Here is an 18595-nt window from a genome sequence, read left to right as displayed (position 1 = left end):
CACCCGCAGCGTCTCCCCCCAGAGCCCCCATGCATGCGAGAACTTCGGAGCAAGCGTCGTTCGCCGACGCCATCGACGCCTTCTGTCGTGACAGGACGGGCACCCGCGCGCAGCGTGATGCGCTGACCCAGCACGGCGCTGAATTCCACCACCGCGCGCTCTACGCGCAGATGGCCGAGCTGGGCTGGCTCGGCGTGGGAATCTCGCCGGAATATGGCGGCTCGGGCGGAGGACTGTCGGAGGTCTGCCTCTTCGCGGAGCGCACCGCGTATGGGCTCGCGCCGGTGGGCGGGTACGTCACCACGGCCGTCGCCGCCGGGCCCTACGCGAAGTTCGGGACGCAGGCTCAGCGCGAGAAGGTGCTGGGCGGCATCGTCCGGGGCCGCGTGGAGGCCATTGCCATCTCGGAACCGGGCGCGGGCTCCGACGTCGCCGCCATCGCCTGCCGCGCGAAGCGGGTCGACGGGGGCTTCATCATCAACGGGCAGAAGACGTGGTGCTCCAACGCGCACCTCGCGGACCACGTGCTGCTGGTGGCGCGCACGCAGGCGGGCTCCCGGCACGAGGGCCTCACCATGTTCTGCGTCCCCACGGGCATGGCGGGCGTGGAGATTCGCGGCATCCCCACGCTCAACGGCAAGGACGTCAACGACGTCTACTTCACCGACTGCTTCCTGCCGGAGGGCGCCGTGGTGGGCCGCGTGGACCAGGCGTGGCCCCAGGTGATGTCGGGGCTCAACAGCGAGCGCCTCATCCTGGCGGCCACCATGCTGGGCCGGGGCCGGCGCGCGTTCGACGACGCGGTGGCCTACGTGAAGGAGCGCAAGCAGTTCGGCAAGGCCATTGGCTCCTTCCAGGCGCTCAAGCACCGCATCGCGGACCTGGCCACGGAGCTGGATTGCTGTGAGTTGCTCATCTACCGCGTGGCGGCGATGGCGGACGAGGCCCCGGAGCGGATGCTTCCGCGCGAGGCGTCGATGGCGAAGCTGAAGACGACGGAGACGGCCAAGCGCGTGGCGCTCGAGGGCGTGCAGATGATGGGCGGCTACGGCTACGCGACCGAATACGACATGGAGTCGCACCTGCGCGCCACGGTGATTTCCACTGTGTACGGCGGCACCAGCGAAATCCAGCGCGACATCATCGGCAAGACGTTCGGGCTCTAGGAGGCGGACATGACGGCGACAACCCGATGGGGCTCACCCGAGCTCGAGCAGGTCCGCGCGCTCGCGGCCAGCTACTTCACGAAGGAAGTCCTCCCCAACGTCCCCAAGCACGTGGAGCAGGGGTACCCGGACAAGGCGCTGTACCGCCGGGCGGGCGAGCTGGGGCTCTTGTGCATGTCCATCCCGGAGGCCTACGGCGGAGGCGGCGGCACCTTCGCCCACGAGGCCGTCCTCATCGAGGAGCAGGTCCGCGCGGGCGACCCGTCCATGGGCTTCGCGGTGCATTGCACCATCGTCGCGCACTACGTGCTGGCCTACGCGTCCGAGGCCCAGAAGAAGAAGTGGCTGCCCAAGCTCGCCAGCGGCGAGTGGGTGGGCGCCATCGCCATGACGGAGCCGGGGACGGGCTCCGACCTCCAGGCCATCTCCACCCGCGCGGTACGTGACGGTGACTTCTACCGGGTGAGTGGCTCGAAGACGTTCATCTCCAACGGCCGCGTGTGTGACTTCCTCATCATCGCCGTGCGCACGGGGGACGCGAAGGGCCATGCGGGCATCTCCCTGCTGTGTGCCGAGGTCTCCGACACGACGCCGGGCTTCGAGCGCGGGCGCATCCTGGAGAAGCTGGGCGGCAAGGGACAGGACACGACGGAGCTGTTCTTCGACGACCTGAAGGTCCCCGCCAGCGACCTGCTGGGCGGCGAGGAGGGCCGGGGCTTCGTCCAGTTGATGCAGCAGCTCCCCCAGGAGCGGCTGAGCACGGCGCTCATCGCGATGGCCAGCCTGGAGCGGGCCATGGACGTGACGGTCGAATACACGAAACAACGCCAGGTGTTCGGAAAGCCGCTCTTCGCCCTCCAGAACACTCGCTTCGAGCTGGCGGAGGTCGCCACGCTGCGGCGGGTGTGTCGCACCTTCATCGACGACTGCATCGTGTCGCACCTGGAGGGTGGGTTGGATGTGACGACGGCGGCCATGGCGAAGTATTGGGTGACGGACCAGGCGTGCATCGTCGCCGACCGTTGCTTGCAGTTGTTCGGAGGGTACGGGTACATGAAGGAGTACCCCATCGCCCACCTGTTCGCGGACACGCGTGTGCTGCGAATCCTTGCCGGCGCGAACGAGGTCATGAAAGAGCTCGTCGCCCGTTCCCTGTAGACCCACATCCCCGTCCCAAGGAGGCTCTTCGTGAGCCAGGAAGCATTCATCTTCGACGCCGTCCGGACCCCTCGCGGCAAGGGTAGGAAAGGCGCGCTGCACGGCACCAAGCCCATCACGCTGCTCACCGGCCTGGTGGACGCGCTCAAGAAGCGCCACCCGAACCTGGACCCCAAGCGCATCGACGACGTGGTGCTCGGCGTCGTGTCGCCCGTGGGGGAGCAGGGCGCGGACATCGCTCGTACCCTGGTGCTGGCCGCGGGGCTGCCGGAGACGGTGGGCGGCGTGCAGCTCAACCGCTTCTGCGCGTCCGGCCTCACGGCGGTGAACATGGCCGCCCAGCAGGTGCGCTCGGGCTGGGAGCACCTGGTCATCGCGGGCGGCGTGGAGAGCATGTCGCGCGTGCCCATGGGCTCGGACGGCGGCGCCTGGGCCATGGACCCGGCCACCAACTTCGACACCTACTTCGTCCCGCAGGGCATCTCCGCGGACCTCATCGCCACCATCGAGGGCTTCACGCGCGAGGACGTGGACCGCTACGCGGCCCGTTCGCAGCAGCTGGCGGCCCAGGCGTGGGCCGGCGGGTACTTCAAGAACTCCGTCGTCCCGGTGGTGGACCAGAACGGCCTCACCGTGCTGGACCACGATGAGCTCATGCGCCCGGACTCCACCGTGGCGTCGCTCGGCAAGCTCAACCCGTCCTTCACCGTCATGGGCGAGGCGGGCGGCTTCGACGCGGTGGCCCTGCAGAAGTATCACTTCGTGGAGCGCATCGAGCACGTCCACACGCCGGGCAACTCGTCGGGCATCGTGGACGGCGCGGCGCTGGTGCTCATCGGCTCGGAGCAGGTGGGCAAGTCGCTGGGGCTCACGCCGCGCGCGCGCATCGCCGCGGTGGCCACGTCCGGCTCGGACCCCACCATCATGCTCACCGGTCCGATTCCGGCCACCCGGAAGCTGCTGGAGATTGCCGGCCTGTCGGTGAAGGACATCGACCTGTTCGAACTCAACGAGGCCTTCGCCTCGGTGGTGCTCAAGTACCAGAAGGACCTCGGCATTCCGGATGAGAAGCTGAACGTGAACGGCGGCGCCATCGCCATGGGGCACCCGCTGGGTGCCACGGGCGCGATGATTCTGGGGACGATGGTGGACGAGCTGGAGCGACGCAAGGCGCGCCGCGCGGTCATCACCTTGTGCGTGGGTGGTGGCATGGGCGTGGCCACCCTCATCGAACGCGTCTGAGCTTCTCTTCCAACACTTCGATAGGATTCGAGCGAACCCCATGAGCGAGCAGAACACCATCCGCTGGGACAAGGACGCCGACGGCATCGTCGTCTTGACGTTGGATGACCCGAACCAGTCCGCGAACACCATGAACGCCGCGTATCTGAAGTCCATGCGCGCGACGGTGGACCGGTTGGTCAAGGAGAAGGACACCCTCACCGGTGTCATCCTCACCTCCGCGAAGAAGACGTTCTTCGCCGGTGGTGATTTGAAGGACCTGCTGAAGGTGCGTAAGGAGGACGCGAAGCAGTCCTTCGAGCTGGGGCAGGAAATCAAGGCGCAGCTGCGCACGCTGGAGACGCTGGGCAAGCCCGTGGTCGCGGCCATCAACGGCGCGGCGCTGGGCGGCGGGCTGGAGATCGCGCTCGCGTGCCACCGCCGCATCATCGCGGACGTGAAGGGCGCCCAGGTGGGCCTGCCGGAGGTCACGCTGGGCCTCTTGCCCGGTGGCGGCGGCGTGGTGCGCACGGTGCGGATGCTGGGCATCGTGGACGCGCTGATGAAGGTGCTGCTCCAGGGCCAGCGCTACCGTCCGCAGGAGGCGAAGGAGGCCGGCCTGGTCCACGAGGTGGTGGACTCCGTGGAGGCGCTCCTGCCCGCGGCCAAGGCGTGGGTGAAGGCCAATCCCACCGCGCAGCAGCCGTGGGACCAGAAGGGCTACAAGATTCCGGGTGGCACGCCGTCGTCTCCGGGGCTGGCGGCGAACCTGCCCGCGTTCCCCGCGAACCTGCGCAAGCAGCTCAAGGGCGCGAACATGCCGGCGCCCCGCGCCATCATGGCCACGGCGGTGGAGAGCACGCAGGTGGACGTGGACACCGCGTTCACCGTGGAGTCGCGCTACTTCACCGAGCTCGTCACGGGGCAGGTCGCGAAGAACATGATTCAGGCGTTCTTTTTCGACATGCAGCACATCAACTCCGGTGGCGGCCGTCCCAAGGACTACCCGCAGCACACCGCGAAGAAGGTGGGCGTGCTGGGCGCGGGGATGATGGGCGCGGGCATCGCCTACGTCTGCGCCAAGGCTGGCATCGACGTGGTGCTCAAGGACGTGAGCCTCGCGTCGGCGGAGAAGGGCAAGGAGTACTCCGTCAAGCTGGTGGAGAAGGCCATCCAGAAGGGCAAGTCCACGAAGGAGAAGGGTGACGCGCTGCTGGCGCGAATCACGCCCACCGCGGACGCCGCCGCCCTCAAGGGGTGTGACCTCGTCATCGAGGCCGTGTTCGAGGATGTGAAGCTCAAGCACCAGGTCTTCCAGGAGGTCCAGGACGTGGTCGCCCCGGACGCGGTGCTCGGGTCCAATACGTCCACGCTGCCCATCTCCGTGCTCGCCGAGGGCGTGAAGCGGACGGAGGACTTCGTGGGCATGCACTTCTTCTCCCCCGTGGACAAGATGCCGCTGCTGGAGCTCATCGCGGGCAAGAAGACGAGCGACGCCACGCTCGCGAAGGCCATCGACATCGCGGTGCAGATTGGGAAGACGCCCATCGTCGTCAACGACAGCCGGGGCTTCTTCACCAGCCGCGTCATCGGCACCTTCCTCAACGAGGCCATCGCCATGGTGGGTGAGGGCATCTCGCCCGCCTCCATCGAGCAGGCGGGCCTCCAGGCGGGCTACCCCGCCGCCCCGCTCCAACTGGTGGACGAACTCACGCTGACGCTGCCGCGCAAGATTCGTCAGGAGACGAAGGCGGCCACCCTGGCGGAGGGCAAGCCCTGGGCGGAGCACAGCAGCTACGCCGTGATGGACGCGCTGATTGACCAGCACCAGCGCAAGGGCCGCTCCACGGGCGGCGGGTTCTACGACTACGTGGACGGCAAGCGCACGGGCCTGTGGGCGGGACTGGCGCAGCACTTCACCAGGCCCGGCCACACCATCCCCTTCGAGGACATGAAGGAGCGGATGTTGTTCGCCGAGGCCATCGACACGGTGCGCTGCTTCGACGAGGGCGTGCTGCGCTCCGCCGCGGACGCGAACATCGGCTCCATCCTCGGCATCGGCTTCCCTGCGTGGACGGGCGGCGTGGCGCAGTTCATCAACGGCTACGAGGGACGGACGGGCAACGGGCCGCGGGGCTTCATCGCCCGCGCGCGTGAGCTCGCGCAGCGCTACGGCGCGCACTTCGAGCCGCCGGCGTCGCTCGTCGAGAAGGCCGAACGAGGCGAACTCTTGAAGTAGCAGTTCACACAAGGAGAGGTCCGATGAGTCAGGGCTCCAGCCGTCTCGCCGCCGTTCCACCTTCGTTCGATGCGAAGGCGCTCGTCGAGAAGCAGCGAGCCCGTTTCGAGACCCGTGCCACGCTGCCGTTGGCGTGGCGACGGGAGCAGTTGCAGGTGCTCGAACGGGTTGCACGCAAGTACGAGGCGGAGATTCTCGCCGCCCTGCAGTCGGACCTCTCCAAGAGCCCCGAGGAGGCCTACCTCACGGAGGTGGGCAGCATCTACGGGGAGCTGAAGGACGCGCTGAAGAACGTGAAGGCGTGGATGGCGCCGCGCAAGGGGGCGGCGCCGCTCGCCATCCAACCCGCGCGCGTCTGGCAGTACTCGGACCCGCTGGGCGTGACGCTCATCATCTCCCCGTGGAACTACCCCTATCAGTTGGCGATTGCTCCGCTCATCGGGGCGCTCGCTGCGGGCTGTACCGCCGTGCTGAAGCCCAGCGAGCTGTCCCCGGCGACGTCCGCCGTGCTCGCGCGGATGCTGAAAGAAGCCTTCCCCGAGGACGTCGTCGCCGTCGTGGAGGGCGGCGCGGAGGTGAGCCGGGCCCTGCTCGACGAGCGCTGGGACCTCATCTTCTTCACCGGCGGCCCCCAGGTGGGCCGGGTGGTGGCGGAAGCCGCGGCGAAGCACCTGACGCCCACCGTGCTGGAGCTGGGCGGCAAGAGCCCCTGCATCATCGACAAGAGCGCGGACCTGGAAGTCACCGCGCGCCGCATCGCCTGGGGCAAGTACCTCAACGCCGGGCAGACCTGCATCGCCCCGGACTATGTGCTCATTCCGCCCGAGCTCAAGGGCCGCTTCACGGAGCTGGTCCAGAAGGCCGTCACCGGCTTCTACGGCGCGAACACGCGTGAGAGCCGCGACTATGGCCGCCTCATCAGTTCGCGGCACTTCGAGCGCGTCTCGAAGCTGGCGCAGGACGGGACCGTGGCATTTGGCGGTGAGCGGGACGCGGACAGCCGCTTCTTCGCGCCCACCGTCATCACCGACGCGCCGCTGTCCAGCCCGCTGATGCAGGAGGAGATTTTCGGGCCCCTGCTGCCGCTGGTGGACTGTCCGAGCATCGACGAGGCCATCCGCTTCGTCCGCGCGAGGCCGAAGCCGCTGGCGCTCTACACCTTCTCCAAGGACGCGGCGGTGAACGAGCGCGTCCTCACGGAGACGTCGAGCGGCGGCGCGGTGGCCAACGACGTGTGCGTCCACTTCGCGGCGAAGGGCCTGTCTTTCGGAGGCGTGGGGGAGTCCGGCACCGGCGGCTACCACGGCCAGGCCAGCTTCGACGCCTTCAGCCACCGCAAGGGCGTGGTGAAGCGGCCCTTCCTGCTCGACATGAAGCTGCGCTACCCGCCCTACACAGGGAAGCTGGACCTCTTCAAACGCTTCCTGTGACGCGAAGGTCGCGGCCTCCTGGCGGATGCTCCAGGAGGCCGGCGCCCGCGCTCAGACTCGACTTTCGCCATTCTGCTGGGGAGTACGGCACGGACCGTGGCTCCACTCGCGCACGTTTTGGCCTGGAGTCGCTGGCGACGCCACCACCAAGCCGTCGCCATGCAATGTCACTATCGGGCCCGAGGAGCGCGACTCAAACTCCAGCTGTAGGAGTAAACCGGAAGCGGATGCATGCCGCCCAGGCGGGCCTTGGCAAGTCGTGGATTTCTCAGCGAGGGGATGGCACCACGCAACGCGCTCCAGGCCCCCGGCGGTGACCGCAGTCACCAGGCGGATGGCGCCAGTCATCACGGAGTCCGTTGCCGGGCTCACCTGCCGACAAGCGCGTTTGCTTTCACAGCCCCTAAGGAAATTTGGAATCGAAGCGCTCCCGGAAATGTCAGATCGGCCCGGTATGAATCTCCCTGCGCAGCGCCATTCAGGGCGTCGCCGAAAGGGTTGTCTTCACAATGAATATGTCATTGATTTCCCTCGGGCTTTTGGTCGGCATGACAGGGGTCGGCTGCGCAGGGCTCGACGAGGCAGAGGCGGTGGACTCCTCCGTGTCGACGGACGCGACCTCCCAGGTCGCCCAGGGCCTGGTCACCCATGTCACCGGTACCAGCCCGGTCACCTTCGTCGCCACGTCGGGCAACGAGACGAAGCCATACGACCAGTCCGCCACGTCGGTGGTGGCATACATGCGGGACTCAACGACCGGGGCGTTCACGGCCTATCCGGGCACGGGCTCCGCGGACGGCACCATCTCCGTGCCGAACGTCCCTTCCGGCCGCATCTACCTGAAGCTGGGCTCGCGCTACCTGGTGAGCACCGGCCGCGCGTTCGATCTGGGCTCCACGGAGTGGGGACGCGATGGCACCTTCGCCTCGCTGCCCACTCCCGTGATGGTGTCCGCCACCGGCCTGTCTCCCTGGCAGCCGGGGGACTTCCTGGACATGTATTCGTTGAACCCGGGCGCGTTCGGCTACATCGACGGCAGCGCCACGGGGCGCCCCCTGGCGGGCGCCACGTCGCTCTCCGGGCTGAGCTTCGATTACGCCAACATGCTCAACCCGGTGCTGCTCGACAGCAGCCGCGGGGATGTGTTCTCGCTGGCGCAGATGCGGTTGCAGACGAGCGCGAATGGAGTGCCCTACCGCGCGATGCACAAGGTGCTCGATACGAGCATGACGCAGGTGGAGGGCCAGCCCGTCACCGTCAGCGGAACCTTCACCCAGCCCGTCGCGACAGGCACCTTCGCGGTGGACTGGAGACGCTCGGCCTTCGAAGCCATTCGCACCCAGGTGAACCCGGACGCGGTCAGCACGTACAACGAGATCTGGATGTCCGCCCGGCCGGCCGCGCTGAGCTCGGCGCTCGCGTCCATCAGCGGGCCGCCACTGCTCGTGAAGCTCAATCCTGACACGCAGCGGACCGACATCGTCACGGGGAGCATGACCTACAACAACCCGCTCCCGGCGACGTGGCAGAAGGTGGCGTTCGCAGTCGCGGGCTTCACGAAGAGCTACGCGCTGGGAACCGCGACGCCCTACACCATGAGCGTGGACATCCGCGTGGAGCAAGAGGCGAGCGCGTTCACCGCCGCGCCCGTGCAGCCCCTCGTCGGGCCGGTGCAGGCGCCCCAGGTGAACACGCGCGGCGCATTCCAGAACCTCACGGGCGTGGGGACCGACGCCTCGCTGCGCTGGTCGAAGCCGCTGGTCGGAACGGCCACGAACTACGTGGTGAACATCTACCGGCTGGGCGCGAGCAACGGTTCCACCACCGCGACGCGCGTGGCGGTGCTGCACACGGATCTCCAGAGCGTGTACCTGCCCCCGGACGTGCTGCGGGCGGGCCAGACGTACTTCGCGGAGATCCAGAGCTGGTACCAGCCCGGCTCGAGCCTCGCGACGAGCCCGTTCAAGCGCTCGCTGCCTCGAGGCCGCGCCAGCGTGCTCACCGGCATGTTCAGCCCGTAGCCGCTGAAGTCCTGGGAAGGAAGGGAGCCCGCTCCCTTCCTTCCTCACGAGCCGCATCGCTTCAGCGAGTCAGAGCGTCTTCATGTATTCGATGATGGCCCAGCGCTCGTCGTCCGTGAGCGACTGGTTGAAGTCATGGCCTTCGTTGCCGAGCCCGTAGAGGTGCGAGTTGAAAATCATCCGCGAGCGAATCTGCTTCTGGGTGATGGGCGGCGGTGACTGGTAGGCCAGCGAGTTGTAGTTGGCCACCACGTTGGCGATGTTGGCGAAGGCGATGTCGATGGTCGCCATGTGCTGGCTGCAGGGGATGAACGGGTCCCTGCTGGGCACGTCGCCGCAGGCCAGGCGCGTCACCTTCCAGCCGAGCTTGTTGAAGTCGTACGCCGCGAAGTCCATGGCGTAGCCGGCGTTGGTTCCCCGGTTGTTGGGCTCCGTCTGCTGGCGCTGCCACACCTTCGGGCGGTCCGACGGCTTCAGCACGTCCCACAGGGTGGGCACGCTGCTGTTGTGGAGGTAGGGCGCGGAGGCCCACGCGCCGTAGAGCGGCGGCGCGATGTAGCCGAACGGCTCAATCCAGATGTTCGGCCCTTCGGGCGAGTAGATGGGCCCCACCCCCCGGTCATACGCGGCACGCGGCACGCGGCGCAGGGCGCTCATGATGGGGTCGTCGTAGAAGGGCCCGTGGTCGGGGTGCATGTCGTTGTAGGCCAGGAAGGACGTGTTCCAGGCCCGGCGCTTGCGCTCGTCCGCCATCAGGTCCTTGCGGGCCGGGTCCGTCCGGATGGTCTCAATGGGCGTGATGACGCCGGAGATGCCCTTGAGGCGCGGGTCCGGCAGGTAGGCGGGGTTGGCCGCGTAGCGCGGCGCGTAGACGCCGTGGCAGCTCGCGCACGAGCCGTTGCCGGGCGTCTTCGGGATGTTGGCGTTGGCGCCATTGGCCCAGAGGTCGCGCTCGTGGAAGAGGATGGCGCCGCGTTCGGCGAGCGCGGTGTTGATGGGCTTGGGGTAGGTGGGGGGCGAGAGCGAGAGGAAGAAGTTGTCGTTGTCCTCGAACTCCGCGGTGAGCGCGCGGCGCTCCGAGGCCGAGCGGCCGATGTTCGCGACGCCGAACGCCATCTCCGAGCGGACGTTGTCCGACGTGAGCGCGCCGTCCCAGAACTGGCGCGTCTTGAAGGCGCGGTACCACCAGTTGGGCGCGCGGGACATGCCACCCGCGTGCGTGGGGAAGTACTCCAGCAGGCTGGGGGCCAGCGCCAGGGAGTCCATGTCGAAGAGGGCGGGCAGCAGGTCGACGATGCCGATGGCGTCACTCATGCCGCGGCCCACGCTCCAGGGCACGGGCACAATCTGGAACACGTTGCCCACGACGGTGGAGCGGAACATGTCGGACTGGATGAGGCCCGGATCGCTGGCGTCCGTGGAGCGTCCCCAGACGAAGGAGGATTCCTGGTCGTTGCCCAGCTTCGAGTCGTGGCAGCCCGAGCAACTGGAGGCAATCATCCCCGTGAAGCGGCCATTGGAATCTCGCTCCTGCACGAGCCCCAGTGGGAGCTGACCGCTGCCTCCGTTGGTGAGGTTGGGGTTCTCCCACGGCATCGGGTAGGGATTGCGGAACGGCGCCTTCGAGAGCCCGAAGCGGTTGATGACCTGCTCGTCGAAGTCCGAGGGGCGGAAGAGGTAGCCCCATTGGAGATACATGTTGTAGTAGGCCAGTGACGTCGTGAAGGGCTGGAAATAGGCGCGCGTCTCGATGTTCACCCGGCCACGGTGGGCGCTCGCGCGGAACTCGCCGCAGTTCTTCGGGTTGGGTGGCAGGTTGGAGACGAACGGCGGCGGCGGTGAGTGCAGGTCCACCCAGTAGGCGTTGAACTGCACCGCGGCGCCGGGCTTGTTGACGCCGGGAACCACCAGGGTGCGTGGGTCCACCGGTAGCGGTGTGGAATCCGGTTTCCCCTGGCACGCCGCCGCGAAGGGCGCGCGAAGGGGCGTCATGTCCAACAGCGGCAACGGCTCCGCTGCTGCCGGCCCCGCGCTGATGGCCCAGAGCAAGGTACTCGAAACGGCCAACGGACGACTCCAATGCAGTCGCATGCGCGCAACCCTCCAGTTGCTTATTGGCGTGGTGACAACAAGCAACCAGTAGGCTTCCGGGTGAAGGCTCACAATACGCAGCGCGTTAGGGATTCCCGGTGCGGGCTCGCGTCCGTTGGCGGCTGGTGGGAATCGCGTAGGGTGGATGGATGGCTTCGAAGCGCGTTCCCTCCGTCACTGAAATCGGGCCCGGCAACTCGGGGCTCCAGGCCGCGTTCTGCGACTACGTGCCGCAAGTCTTCACTCGCGCCGACTTCCGGCGTTGGACGCAGTGGGGTGAATGGAATGACGACTACCGCGCGTTCGCGGTGGTGGAGGACGGCCGGGTTTTGGCCAATGCCTCGGTGACGCGGATGCGGTTGTTGCTCGAAGGCCGGGAGGTGACGGGTTACCAGCTGGGCGCCGTGGGGAGCCTGCCTTCCGAGCGCGGGCGGGGGTTGGCGCGCGAGGTGATGAACGCGGCGCTGGCGCACTGTGGTGACGCGCCCGTGCTGCTGTTCGCCAACAAGAGCGTGCTGGAGTTCTACCCGCGCTTCGGCTTCGAGCCCCGGCGCCAGACGCTGTTCTCCGCCTCGCACATGGCGCGGCCGGGAGGGACAGCGGCGCCGCGGCTCGACCTGGCGGAGGCGGACGTGCGGGCGCGGCTCCGAATGCTCTCTGACGAGGGGTTGCCGGTGACGGAGCGCTTCGGCGCGCGGGGCACGGCCTCTATCGCCAGTTGGTATGCGGCGAATGGGTTCGCGCGGCCACTGCGCGCCCTGAGCGACGAGGCCTGGGTGTTCGCGGAGGTGGAGGGCGAGACGCTGTTCGTCGACGACATCTTCGCGCGTGCGCCCTTTGATTTACGGGCGGCGCTGCCGCGGCTCATCGACCGGCCGATTTCGTCCATCCAGTTCGGCTTCACGCCGGAGCGCTGGTGGCCCGGCGCGGTGGAGGCGGGCGAGGACACGGAGGCGGACCTGTTCGTGCGGGGACTGACGTCCCCACGTGAGGCGAACCTCCTTCCCGTCATGGCGCGGACCTGAGCCCAGGGCCGATTGTCAGAGGTAGCTCATCCAGGGACTGGAGGAGCGGGCCTTCAGCGCGGCGAAGGCGCGGCAGGCGAACCACATGGGCACCGTGGTCAGCAGCGCCATGAGCCAGAGTTCGCCGACGTTCGGCAGGCTGAACAGCGCGCCCTGGTTGGGGCCGAAGGTGAACAGCGCGAGCTTGTTCATCGCGTGCAGCAGGTACAGGTGGACGACGTAGAAGAACAGCGGCGCGGCGCCGAACACCGCCAGGGTGGATGTCAGTGACGCAGGCGCCTTGTCCAGCAGCGCCAGCAGGCCCGCGCCCACGCCGAGTGTCAGCAGCAGGAAGTCGAGCGACGGCGGGTACTTCGTCAGATTGACGAAGGACATGGCCGTTTCCATCGGCGTAGCGCCGGGCGACCACGGCAGGGGCTCGCCGTAGATGTTGATGAGCCGCAGCAGCACGAAGAGGCCCACCGAGGATGCTGACGCCAGCAGCAGGCGGCGGCGCCTCGCCGCTGGGGCGACCTGGGACGAGAACCACGGCCCTACCGCGAAGCCCAGGGCGATGACGCCCATCCACGGCAGGACGGGGTAGGACGTCTTGAGCTGCGCGCCCCAGGGAAGGGCGATGAAGCCCCGGTCATGCAGCAGCGCCCACAGGGCCTGTCCCGGCTGGCCTGCTTCGAAGTGAATCGGGTCGAGCAGGTTGTGGCCGAAAATCACGAGCAGCGCGAAGGTGAGCAGCACGGGTCGTGGCAGGTAGAGCAGGGCGGACAGCACCATCATCGACAGGCCAATCGCGCCGATGACCTGGAAGTAATAGGTCCGGGGCAGGAGCGTGAAGGTCCAGGCGAAGTTGATGACGGTCAGCTCCAGCACGAGCAGGAAGAGGCCGCGCTTGAACAGGAAGCTGGAGGCCGCTTTGCGCCCTCCGTGCCGCTGGCCGTAGAGCCAGGCCGCCACGCCCGTCAGGATGACGAACACGGGCGCGCAGAGGTGCGCGGCGAACCGCGTGAAGAAGAGGCTGGGCGGCGTGGTGGATATCACCACCGGGTCGCTCACCTGGGCGTGCAGGTAGAAGTACTCCCGCACGTGGTCGACAATCATCAGCGCCATGACCAGCCCTCGGAGGGCGTCGATGCCGACGATGCGGCGGCCCTTGGAGCCCACCGTCTCACGCGACGAGGCAGCGGGAGGGGCGGCGAAGGCGGGGAGTGGTGTCTGAGCGAGTTGTGTCATCGCGAGCGAGGGGAGAAGGCCATCCGCGCGGTGGCTCGTGGAACATGCATGCGCTCCTTGCCCTGGCCTGCTGCCCTGGTAGCGCCCTTGGGGGCTGCGTTGGATGGCAGGGGGGATGTCTCACATGCAGGAGGAACGCAGCGGGAAGAATCCCCGTTCTTCCTCGTGGGTGAGGAGTATATGGTTCTTATCTTGTATTTGCAACGCAATGGCGATTATGGAGCTTGCTTCCGGCGGCGCGTGCGACCGCCTTCGCTCCCGTGCGGCGCGTGCGCCCGCCTTTGTCTGGAGGCAGTGGCAGCCGCCAGGAGCTGGCGAAACCTGGGACATGCCATGTGGCTCGGCGCGGGACAGTTCGCCGCGTGCCGCAAGCCATCGCGCATGGCGCTCAGCCGCCGGATGGTGCTGTCGAGTTCCTCCGCCTTCGCGGTCAGCAGCTCCCGGTCAATGCGCGGTTGCCCGTCCGGCGCGAACATCCGAGCCAGCTCATCCAGTGAGAAGCCGGCTTCGCGTCCCAAGGCGATGAGTGCGAGCCGCTCCAGCACGTCGGGGTTGAACAGGCGGCGCAGGCCTCGCCTGCCCGTCGAGGAGAGCAGGCCCTTTGCCTCATAGAAACGCAGCGTCGAGGCAGGAACGCCCGTGCGCCGGGCAACCTCGGTGATGTCCAGGTCTCTCACCTGTTGACCTCAAGTCGACTTGAACTGGCACTGTACGGCCTTCACTTCTTGAAGGCATGTGAAGGGAGACGCGCGATGGCATCTGGTCACCAGCCCCCGGAGGGGCAGGCAGCACTTTGGAATGGCCCCGCGGGACAGGCCTGGGTCGATAGCCGGGACCTGCTCGAAGGGATGTTCAAGCCGTTCGAGGACTTGCTCGTCGAGGCCGTCCAAGCCCGCGGCGCGCGTCAGGTGCTCGACGTGGGCTGTGGGACGGGCAGCACGACGCTCGCCGTCGCGCGGCGGCTCGGTGCCCAGGGACACTGCGTCGGCATCGACATCTCCGCACCCATGCTCGCGGCGGCGCGGGCCCGGGCCGAAGCGGAGCATGTGGCCGCCAGCTTCATCGAGGCCAACGCGGAGCACCACGCCTTCGAGCGAGGGCGCTTCGACATGGTGATTTCACGCTTCGGCGTGATGTTCTTCGACGATGCCGTCCAGGCCTTCGTGAACCTGAGACGTTCCGCAAGAGAGAATGCCAGGCTGACCTTCATCGCCTGGCGAAGCCCCTCGGAGAACCCGTTCATGACGACCGCCGAGCGGGCCGCGGCGCCCCTCCTTCCAAACATGCCCGCCCGCCAGCCGAACGCGCCGGGCCAGTTCGCCTTCGCGGATGGGGACCGGGTCCATCGCATCCTGGAGCAGAGCGGCTGGAGGGACATCGACATCCACCCCATTGATGCCACCTGCACCCTGCCCGAGCGGGGGTTGGTCCAGTACGTGACCCGGCTTGGGCCCCTCGGTCGCGTTCTTCACGAAGCCGACGAGAGGACCCGGACTCACGTCATCGAAACCGTCCGCGCCGCCTTCAACCCCTATGTGCACGGCGACGAGGTGCGGTTCACCGCCGCTTGCTGGCGGGTCGAAGCTCGCGCTCCCGCTGAGGCCCTCTCGGCGTGACGTGACGGGCGGCTCCCTGAAGGAAGGCCGCCGCCGCCAGTCTGGGAGAAGGTTCAGGGACTACTGCTGCCGGCCCTCGATGGCGCACATGAGCACCGCCGCCGCGATGCCGAGCCGCCGGTCCAGCTGGCGGTCGGTGTCCATGGAGAAGTCCAAATCAATCTTCTGGATGAACGGGTTGAAGCGCTGGTGGAAGGCGAGCACCTGGTTGAGGCCCATCGTCCCGGTGAAGGACTGGGGAATCAGCGCGGTCAGGAAGCGGCGCACCAGCGCCATCATCATGCTGTCCTCTTCAATCTTCCCCACCTCCTGGTCATTCGCGTCCAGCACCAGCCACTGGTCGCGGAGGAGGGAGCGCAGGCCCTTGCGGCGCAGCGCGCCCACGCGCGCGCCCGTGGTGGCATCCGTCACGTCGTACGTCATGCCGAAGTCGAGGATGCCGCGCGCCTTGATGGTGAGCAGCTCCTCACGCATCTCCTCGTCGCTGTAGATGCGGATGTCCTCCTTCAACTTGAAGGCCTTCAGCTTCGAGTAGAAGGCGAGGTTGCCCGCCTCGTCGTAGATGTGGAACGCGTCGCCGAACAGCTTGAAGAACTTGCGGCGAATCATGTAGCGCGTCTGGCCGAAGCGGCCGGGGGCGAGGTGGCTGGGAGGACGGGTCTGGAGTGCGGTCGACATTCCGCCACCCATAGCAAAGGTCGCCAGTGACTGGCACGGGGCACTCGCTCATTGCGAGCCCGGTAATTCCCGCGAGGCGTGAGCGCTTCAACGGGAAGGCGGGTACTTCTGTAGCTTGCGCTGGAGCGAGCGCCGGTGGATGCCCAGCTTGCGCGCCGCCTCGGAGATGTTGCCGCCGCAGTCCGCCAGCACGCGGTTGATGTGCTCCCACTCGGCGCGCGCCAGGGACGGGGCCTCGAAGCTCTCCGATGTCGCGACGGAGGGCTCGCCGGACGCACGTGCGAAGGCCGCGAGCAGGTCATCCGCGTCCGCGGGCTTCGGAAGGTAGTTCACCGCGCCCAGCCGGATGGCATCCACCGTGGTGGCGATGCTTCCGTAACCCGTGAGGACGACGACGCGCGTGGAGGCATCCACCGCGAGCAAATCCCTCACCACCTCCAGGCCGCTGCGGCCCGGCATGCGCAGGTCCACCACCGCGTACTCGGGTGAGTCGCGGCGCGCGGCGGCCAGGGCCTCGTCGTAGTCCCCCGCGGTGGTGACGTCCCAGCCGCGCTCGCGGAAGGCGCGGGCCAGCCGCTCGCGCAGGGTGGAATCGTCATCCACCAGCAACAGGCTGGGACGCTGCTCCGTGCCCGCGCTCGCGATGCTCATGGCGCGCCCTCCGTCACCGGCAGCGAGAGGCTCGCCGTGGTGCCCCGGCCCGGCGTCGAGCGCAGCTCCAGCGAGCCGCCTAGCTGCTCCACCAGCGTGCGCGCCAGGAAGAGCCCCAGGCCCATTCCTTCGCCCGGTGGCTTGGTGGTGAAGAAGGGCTCGCCCGCCCGGGACAACACGTCCGCCGCCATCCCCGTGCCCGCGTCGCGCACCTCCAGCAGGGCACCTTCGCCGCGCGCTCGCACGCGCAGCTCCACGGGACGTGACACCTGGGACGCCTGGAGCGCGTTCTTCACCAGCCCGCGCAGCACCCGGGCCAGTGCCCGGGGCGGGCCGTGGACGCGCCAGTCGCGGGCCTCGGTGGGCAGTTCGACATTCACCCGCTCCGCGCCGGGAAGCTCCGCCAGCATGTCCTCCACCAGCCGGCTCAGGGGCACGGGGTGGAAGGGCTCACCCGTCGTCTGCCCGGCGTCCGCGGACATCTGCACCAGGACGTCGCGGCAGCGGTCCACCTGCTGGCGGATGAGGCGGAGGTCCTCGCGAACGGACTCGGAGGTGCCCGCGGTGGCCAGCGCGCGCTCCACCTCCTTGGTCACCACGGCGATGGTGGACAGCGGCGTGGACAACTCGTGCGCGGCGCCCGCGGCCAGCGTCGCCAGCGAGGCCACCTTCTCCCGCCGCGCGTGCAGCGCGCGCGCCTGCGCCAGCTCCTGCTCCCGCGCCCCGAGTGCCCGCGTGACGCGCTGGACGAAGTAGACGATGAAGCCCGCGGCCACGGCGAAAGCCACCCACATGCCGTTGATGTGCAGCCGCATCAGCTCCGCGTGGTCCGGCCGCGACAGGCCCGCTGGCAGCTCCACGTCCTGCAACACGAACAGCGAGCCGAAGGCCGTCAGCGTGAAGCCGAGCAGACCCCACATCCACCGCGAGGGCAGCAGCACGGTGCCCAGCGCCACGTTCACCAGGTAGAGCGTGGTGAAGGGGTTGTGCGTGCCCCCGCTGAGGGCCAGCAAGCCGGTGAGCACCAGCGTGTCCCACAGCATCAGCTTGCCAAGGGTGCCCTCCGTCACCCGGAGGCCGCGCGCCAGCCACGCCCGCGCCGACACGTTGGTCAGCGCCTCCAGGCCCAGCAGCGCGAACAACACCGACACCGGCAGCGCCAGCTCCAACCCGAAGGCGGCCACGCCGATGACGAGCGTCTGGCCCAGCAGCAGGCCCCATCGCAAGCGCAGCAGCCACTCCAGGTTGATGCGGGCTCGGGAGTCGGGCTCTGGGAGCGGCGGGGCGGCTTGGGGCGGAGGCGTCATGGTGCGACGGAGGAGGGAGGCACCACCGAGCGGGCCACGTTGCCCACCAGGTCCACGTTGGCGGGCGGCTGCTCGGCGCTGACGCCATCCAGCCACGTATCCCACGAGAGCGCAAAGACGAGCTGCGTGTGAGGATTGGCTTCCGACAGCGTCACCCACTCCAGTAGCACGTCCACCGAGGCACGCGTCTGGAAGCTCACCTCGAAGGGCTGGGGCTCGCTGTCCTGTCCGGTGCTCAGGGTGCCACGCAGGTGCAGGCTGCGGCCGACCATGTCCACCGGCGCGTCGCCCTGGGCGGCGGCGGCCAGGCCTTGCGCGTCGTTGCCTGCGGGCTCGAAGTTGAGGCGCGCGTGGCAGTAGCGGCCCGGCGGCGGGTGCAGCGCGCCCAGCGGAATGACCGTTCCATCCTCGCCGCCCAGGTTCACGACGTGGGCGGTGTCCAGCCGTGTGGGGTGGGTCACCGTGTGGTGGGCCCACGCCGTGCCCACGGGGGACAGCTGACGCAGGAAGCGTTTCCAGCCGACCTCCGCGCAGGGGAGCAGCTCCACGCTGCCCAGCGTGACGAAGCCGCTGGTGAGGACGGCGCGGGTGCCCTGGTCGTTCATGAGCTCGCGCGCGCCGGCCGCACCCGAGATGGGCCGCGCCCGGGCGGTGATGAGCGCGAGGTCGAGCGTCATGCCGTCCTGGACGTTGGTGCCGCCGCAGCCGGCGAGAGACAGGAGCGCGGCGGCGCCCACGGTGACGGGCTTGAGGAAGGAGCGCATG

General features: G+C 68.3%; 15 protein-coding genes. 8 read left to right on the top strand and 7 right to left on the bottom strand.

The annotated features are described in order from the left end of the window. Positions 1–29: 29 nt before the first annotated feature. The 6 genes from BHS09_RS35980 (at position 30) to BHS09_RS35955 (ending at position 9235) form a co-directional block, all read left to right on the top strand. Positions 30–1166, top strand: coding sequence for an acyl-CoA dehydrogenase family protein (locus tag BHS09_RS35980; RefSeq protein ID WP_140800319.1), 1137 nt, complete (start codon positions 30–32; stop codon positions 1164–1166). A gap of 9 nt (positions 1167–1175) precedes the next feature. After that, positions 1176–2324, top strand: a complete 1149-nt coding sequence (locus BHS09_RS35975; RefSeq protein ID WP_140800318.1) for an acyl-CoA dehydrogenase family protein — start codon at positions 1176–1178, stop codon at positions 2322–2324. Positions 2325–2354: 30 nt separating this feature from the next. Further along, positions 2355–3566, top strand: a complete 1212-nt coding sequence (locus BHS09_RS35970) for an acetyl-CoA C-acetyltransferase (RefSeq protein ID WP_140795865.1) — start codon at positions 2355–2357, stop codon at positions 3564–3566. A gap of 40 nt (positions 3567–3606) precedes the next feature. Further along, positions 3607–5784: a 3-hydroxyacyl-CoA dehydrogenase NAD-binding domain-containing protein gene (locus BHS09_RS35965; RefSeq protein WP_140800317.1), complete on the top strand. Its 2178-nt coding sequence runs from the start codon at positions 3607–3609 to the stop codon at positions 5782–5784. Between the two features lie 23 nt (positions 5785–5807). Continuing rightward, complete coding sequence (locus BHS09_RS35960; protein WP_140800316.1) at positions 5808–7214, top strand: aldehyde dehydrogenase family protein; 1407 nt, start codon at positions 5808–5810, stop codon at positions 7212–7214. A gap of 509 nt (positions 7215–7723) precedes the next feature. After that, positions 7724–9235 (top strand): ABC transporter substrate-binding protein, encoded by a 1512-nt coding sequence (locus BHS09_RS35955; protein ID WP_140800315.1) that lies wholly within the window; start codon positions 7724–7726, stop codon positions 9233–9235. 69 nt (positions 9236–9304) lie between these two features. On the opposite strand, the gene roxA is transcribed toward BHS09_RS35955, so the two are convergent. Next, positions 9305–11326 carry a rubber dioxygenase RoxA gene (gene roxA, locus BHS09_RS35950; RefSeq protein ID WP_174259385.1) on the bottom strand — a complete coding sequence of 674 codons (2022 nt, stop codon included), beginning with the start codon at positions 11324–11326 and terminating at the stop codon, positions 9305–9307. 149 nt (positions 11327–11475) lie between these two features. Between roxA and BHS09_RS35945 the strand changes: the two genes are divergently transcribed. Continuing rightward, complete coding sequence (locus BHS09_RS35945; RefSeq protein WP_140795861.1) at positions 11476–12351, top strand: GNAT family N-acetyltransferase; 876 nt, start codon at positions 11476–11478, stop codon at positions 12349–12351. Positions 12352–12366: 15 nt separating this feature from the next. Here BHS09_RS35945 and BHS09_RS35940 read toward each other — a convergent pair whose 3' ends face one another. Both BHS09_RS35940 and BHS09_RS35935 read right to left on the bottom strand, forming a co-directional pair. Further along, positions 12367–13578 (bottom strand): acetyltransferase domain-containing protein, encoded by a 1212-nt coding sequence (locus tag BHS09_RS35940; protein ID WP_140800314.1) that lies wholly within the window; start codon positions 13576–13578, stop codon positions 12367–12369. Positions 13579–13793: 215 nt separating this feature from the next. Continuing rightward, positions 13794–14255: a helix-turn-helix domain-containing protein gene (locus BHS09_RS35935; RefSeq protein WP_140800313.1), complete on the bottom strand. Its 462-nt coding sequence runs from the start codon at positions 14253–14255 to the stop codon at positions 13794–13796. Positions 14256–14330: 75 nt separating this feature from the next. Here BHS09_RS35935 and BHS09_RS35930 point away from each other — a divergent pair, with 75 nt between their 5' ends. Then, entirely contained in the window at positions 14331–15194 is an 864-nt protein-coding gene (locus BHS09_RS35930) for a class I SAM-dependent methyltransferase (protein ID WP_140795858.1), read from the top strand. A 60-nt stretch (positions 15195–15254) separates the two neighbouring features. On the opposite strand, the gene BHS09_RS35925 is transcribed toward BHS09_RS35930, so the two are convergent. The 4 genes from BHS09_RS35925 to BHS09_RS35910 form a co-directional block, all read right to left on the bottom strand. Continuing rightward, positions 15255–15872 (bottom strand): LURP-one-related family protein, encoded by a 618-nt coding sequence (locus BHS09_RS35925; protein WP_174258994.1) that lies wholly within the window; start codon positions 15870–15872, stop codon positions 15255–15257. 87 nt (positions 15873–15959) lie between these two features. Continuing rightward, complete coding sequence (locus BHS09_RS35920; protein ID WP_140800311.1) at positions 15960–16523, bottom strand: response regulator transcription factor; 564 nt, start codon at positions 16521–16523, stop codon at positions 15960–15962. Continuing rightward, positions 16520–17830, bottom strand: a complete 1311-nt coding sequence (locus BHS09_RS35915) for an ATP-binding protein (RefSeq protein WP_140800310.1) — start codon at positions 17828–17830, stop codon at positions 16520–16522. Before BHS09_RS35915 ends, BHS09_RS35920 begins: the two co-directional genes overlap by 4 nt. Then, a complete protein-coding gene (locus BHS09_RS35910) occupies positions 17827–18594 on the bottom strand; it encodes a hypothetical protein (protein WP_140800309.1) in 768 nt (255 codons plus the stop codon). Before BHS09_RS35910 ends, BHS09_RS35915 begins: the two co-directional genes overlap by 4 nt. Position 18595: the final 1 nt, after the last annotated feature.

It is taken from the genome of Myxococcus xanthus (assembly GCF_006402735.1).
GTDB lineage: Bacteria > Myxococcota > Myxococcia > Myxococcales > Myxococcaceae > Myxococcus > Myxococcus xanthus_A.
This window is presented reverse-complemented; position numbering and strand designations above follow the sequence as displayed.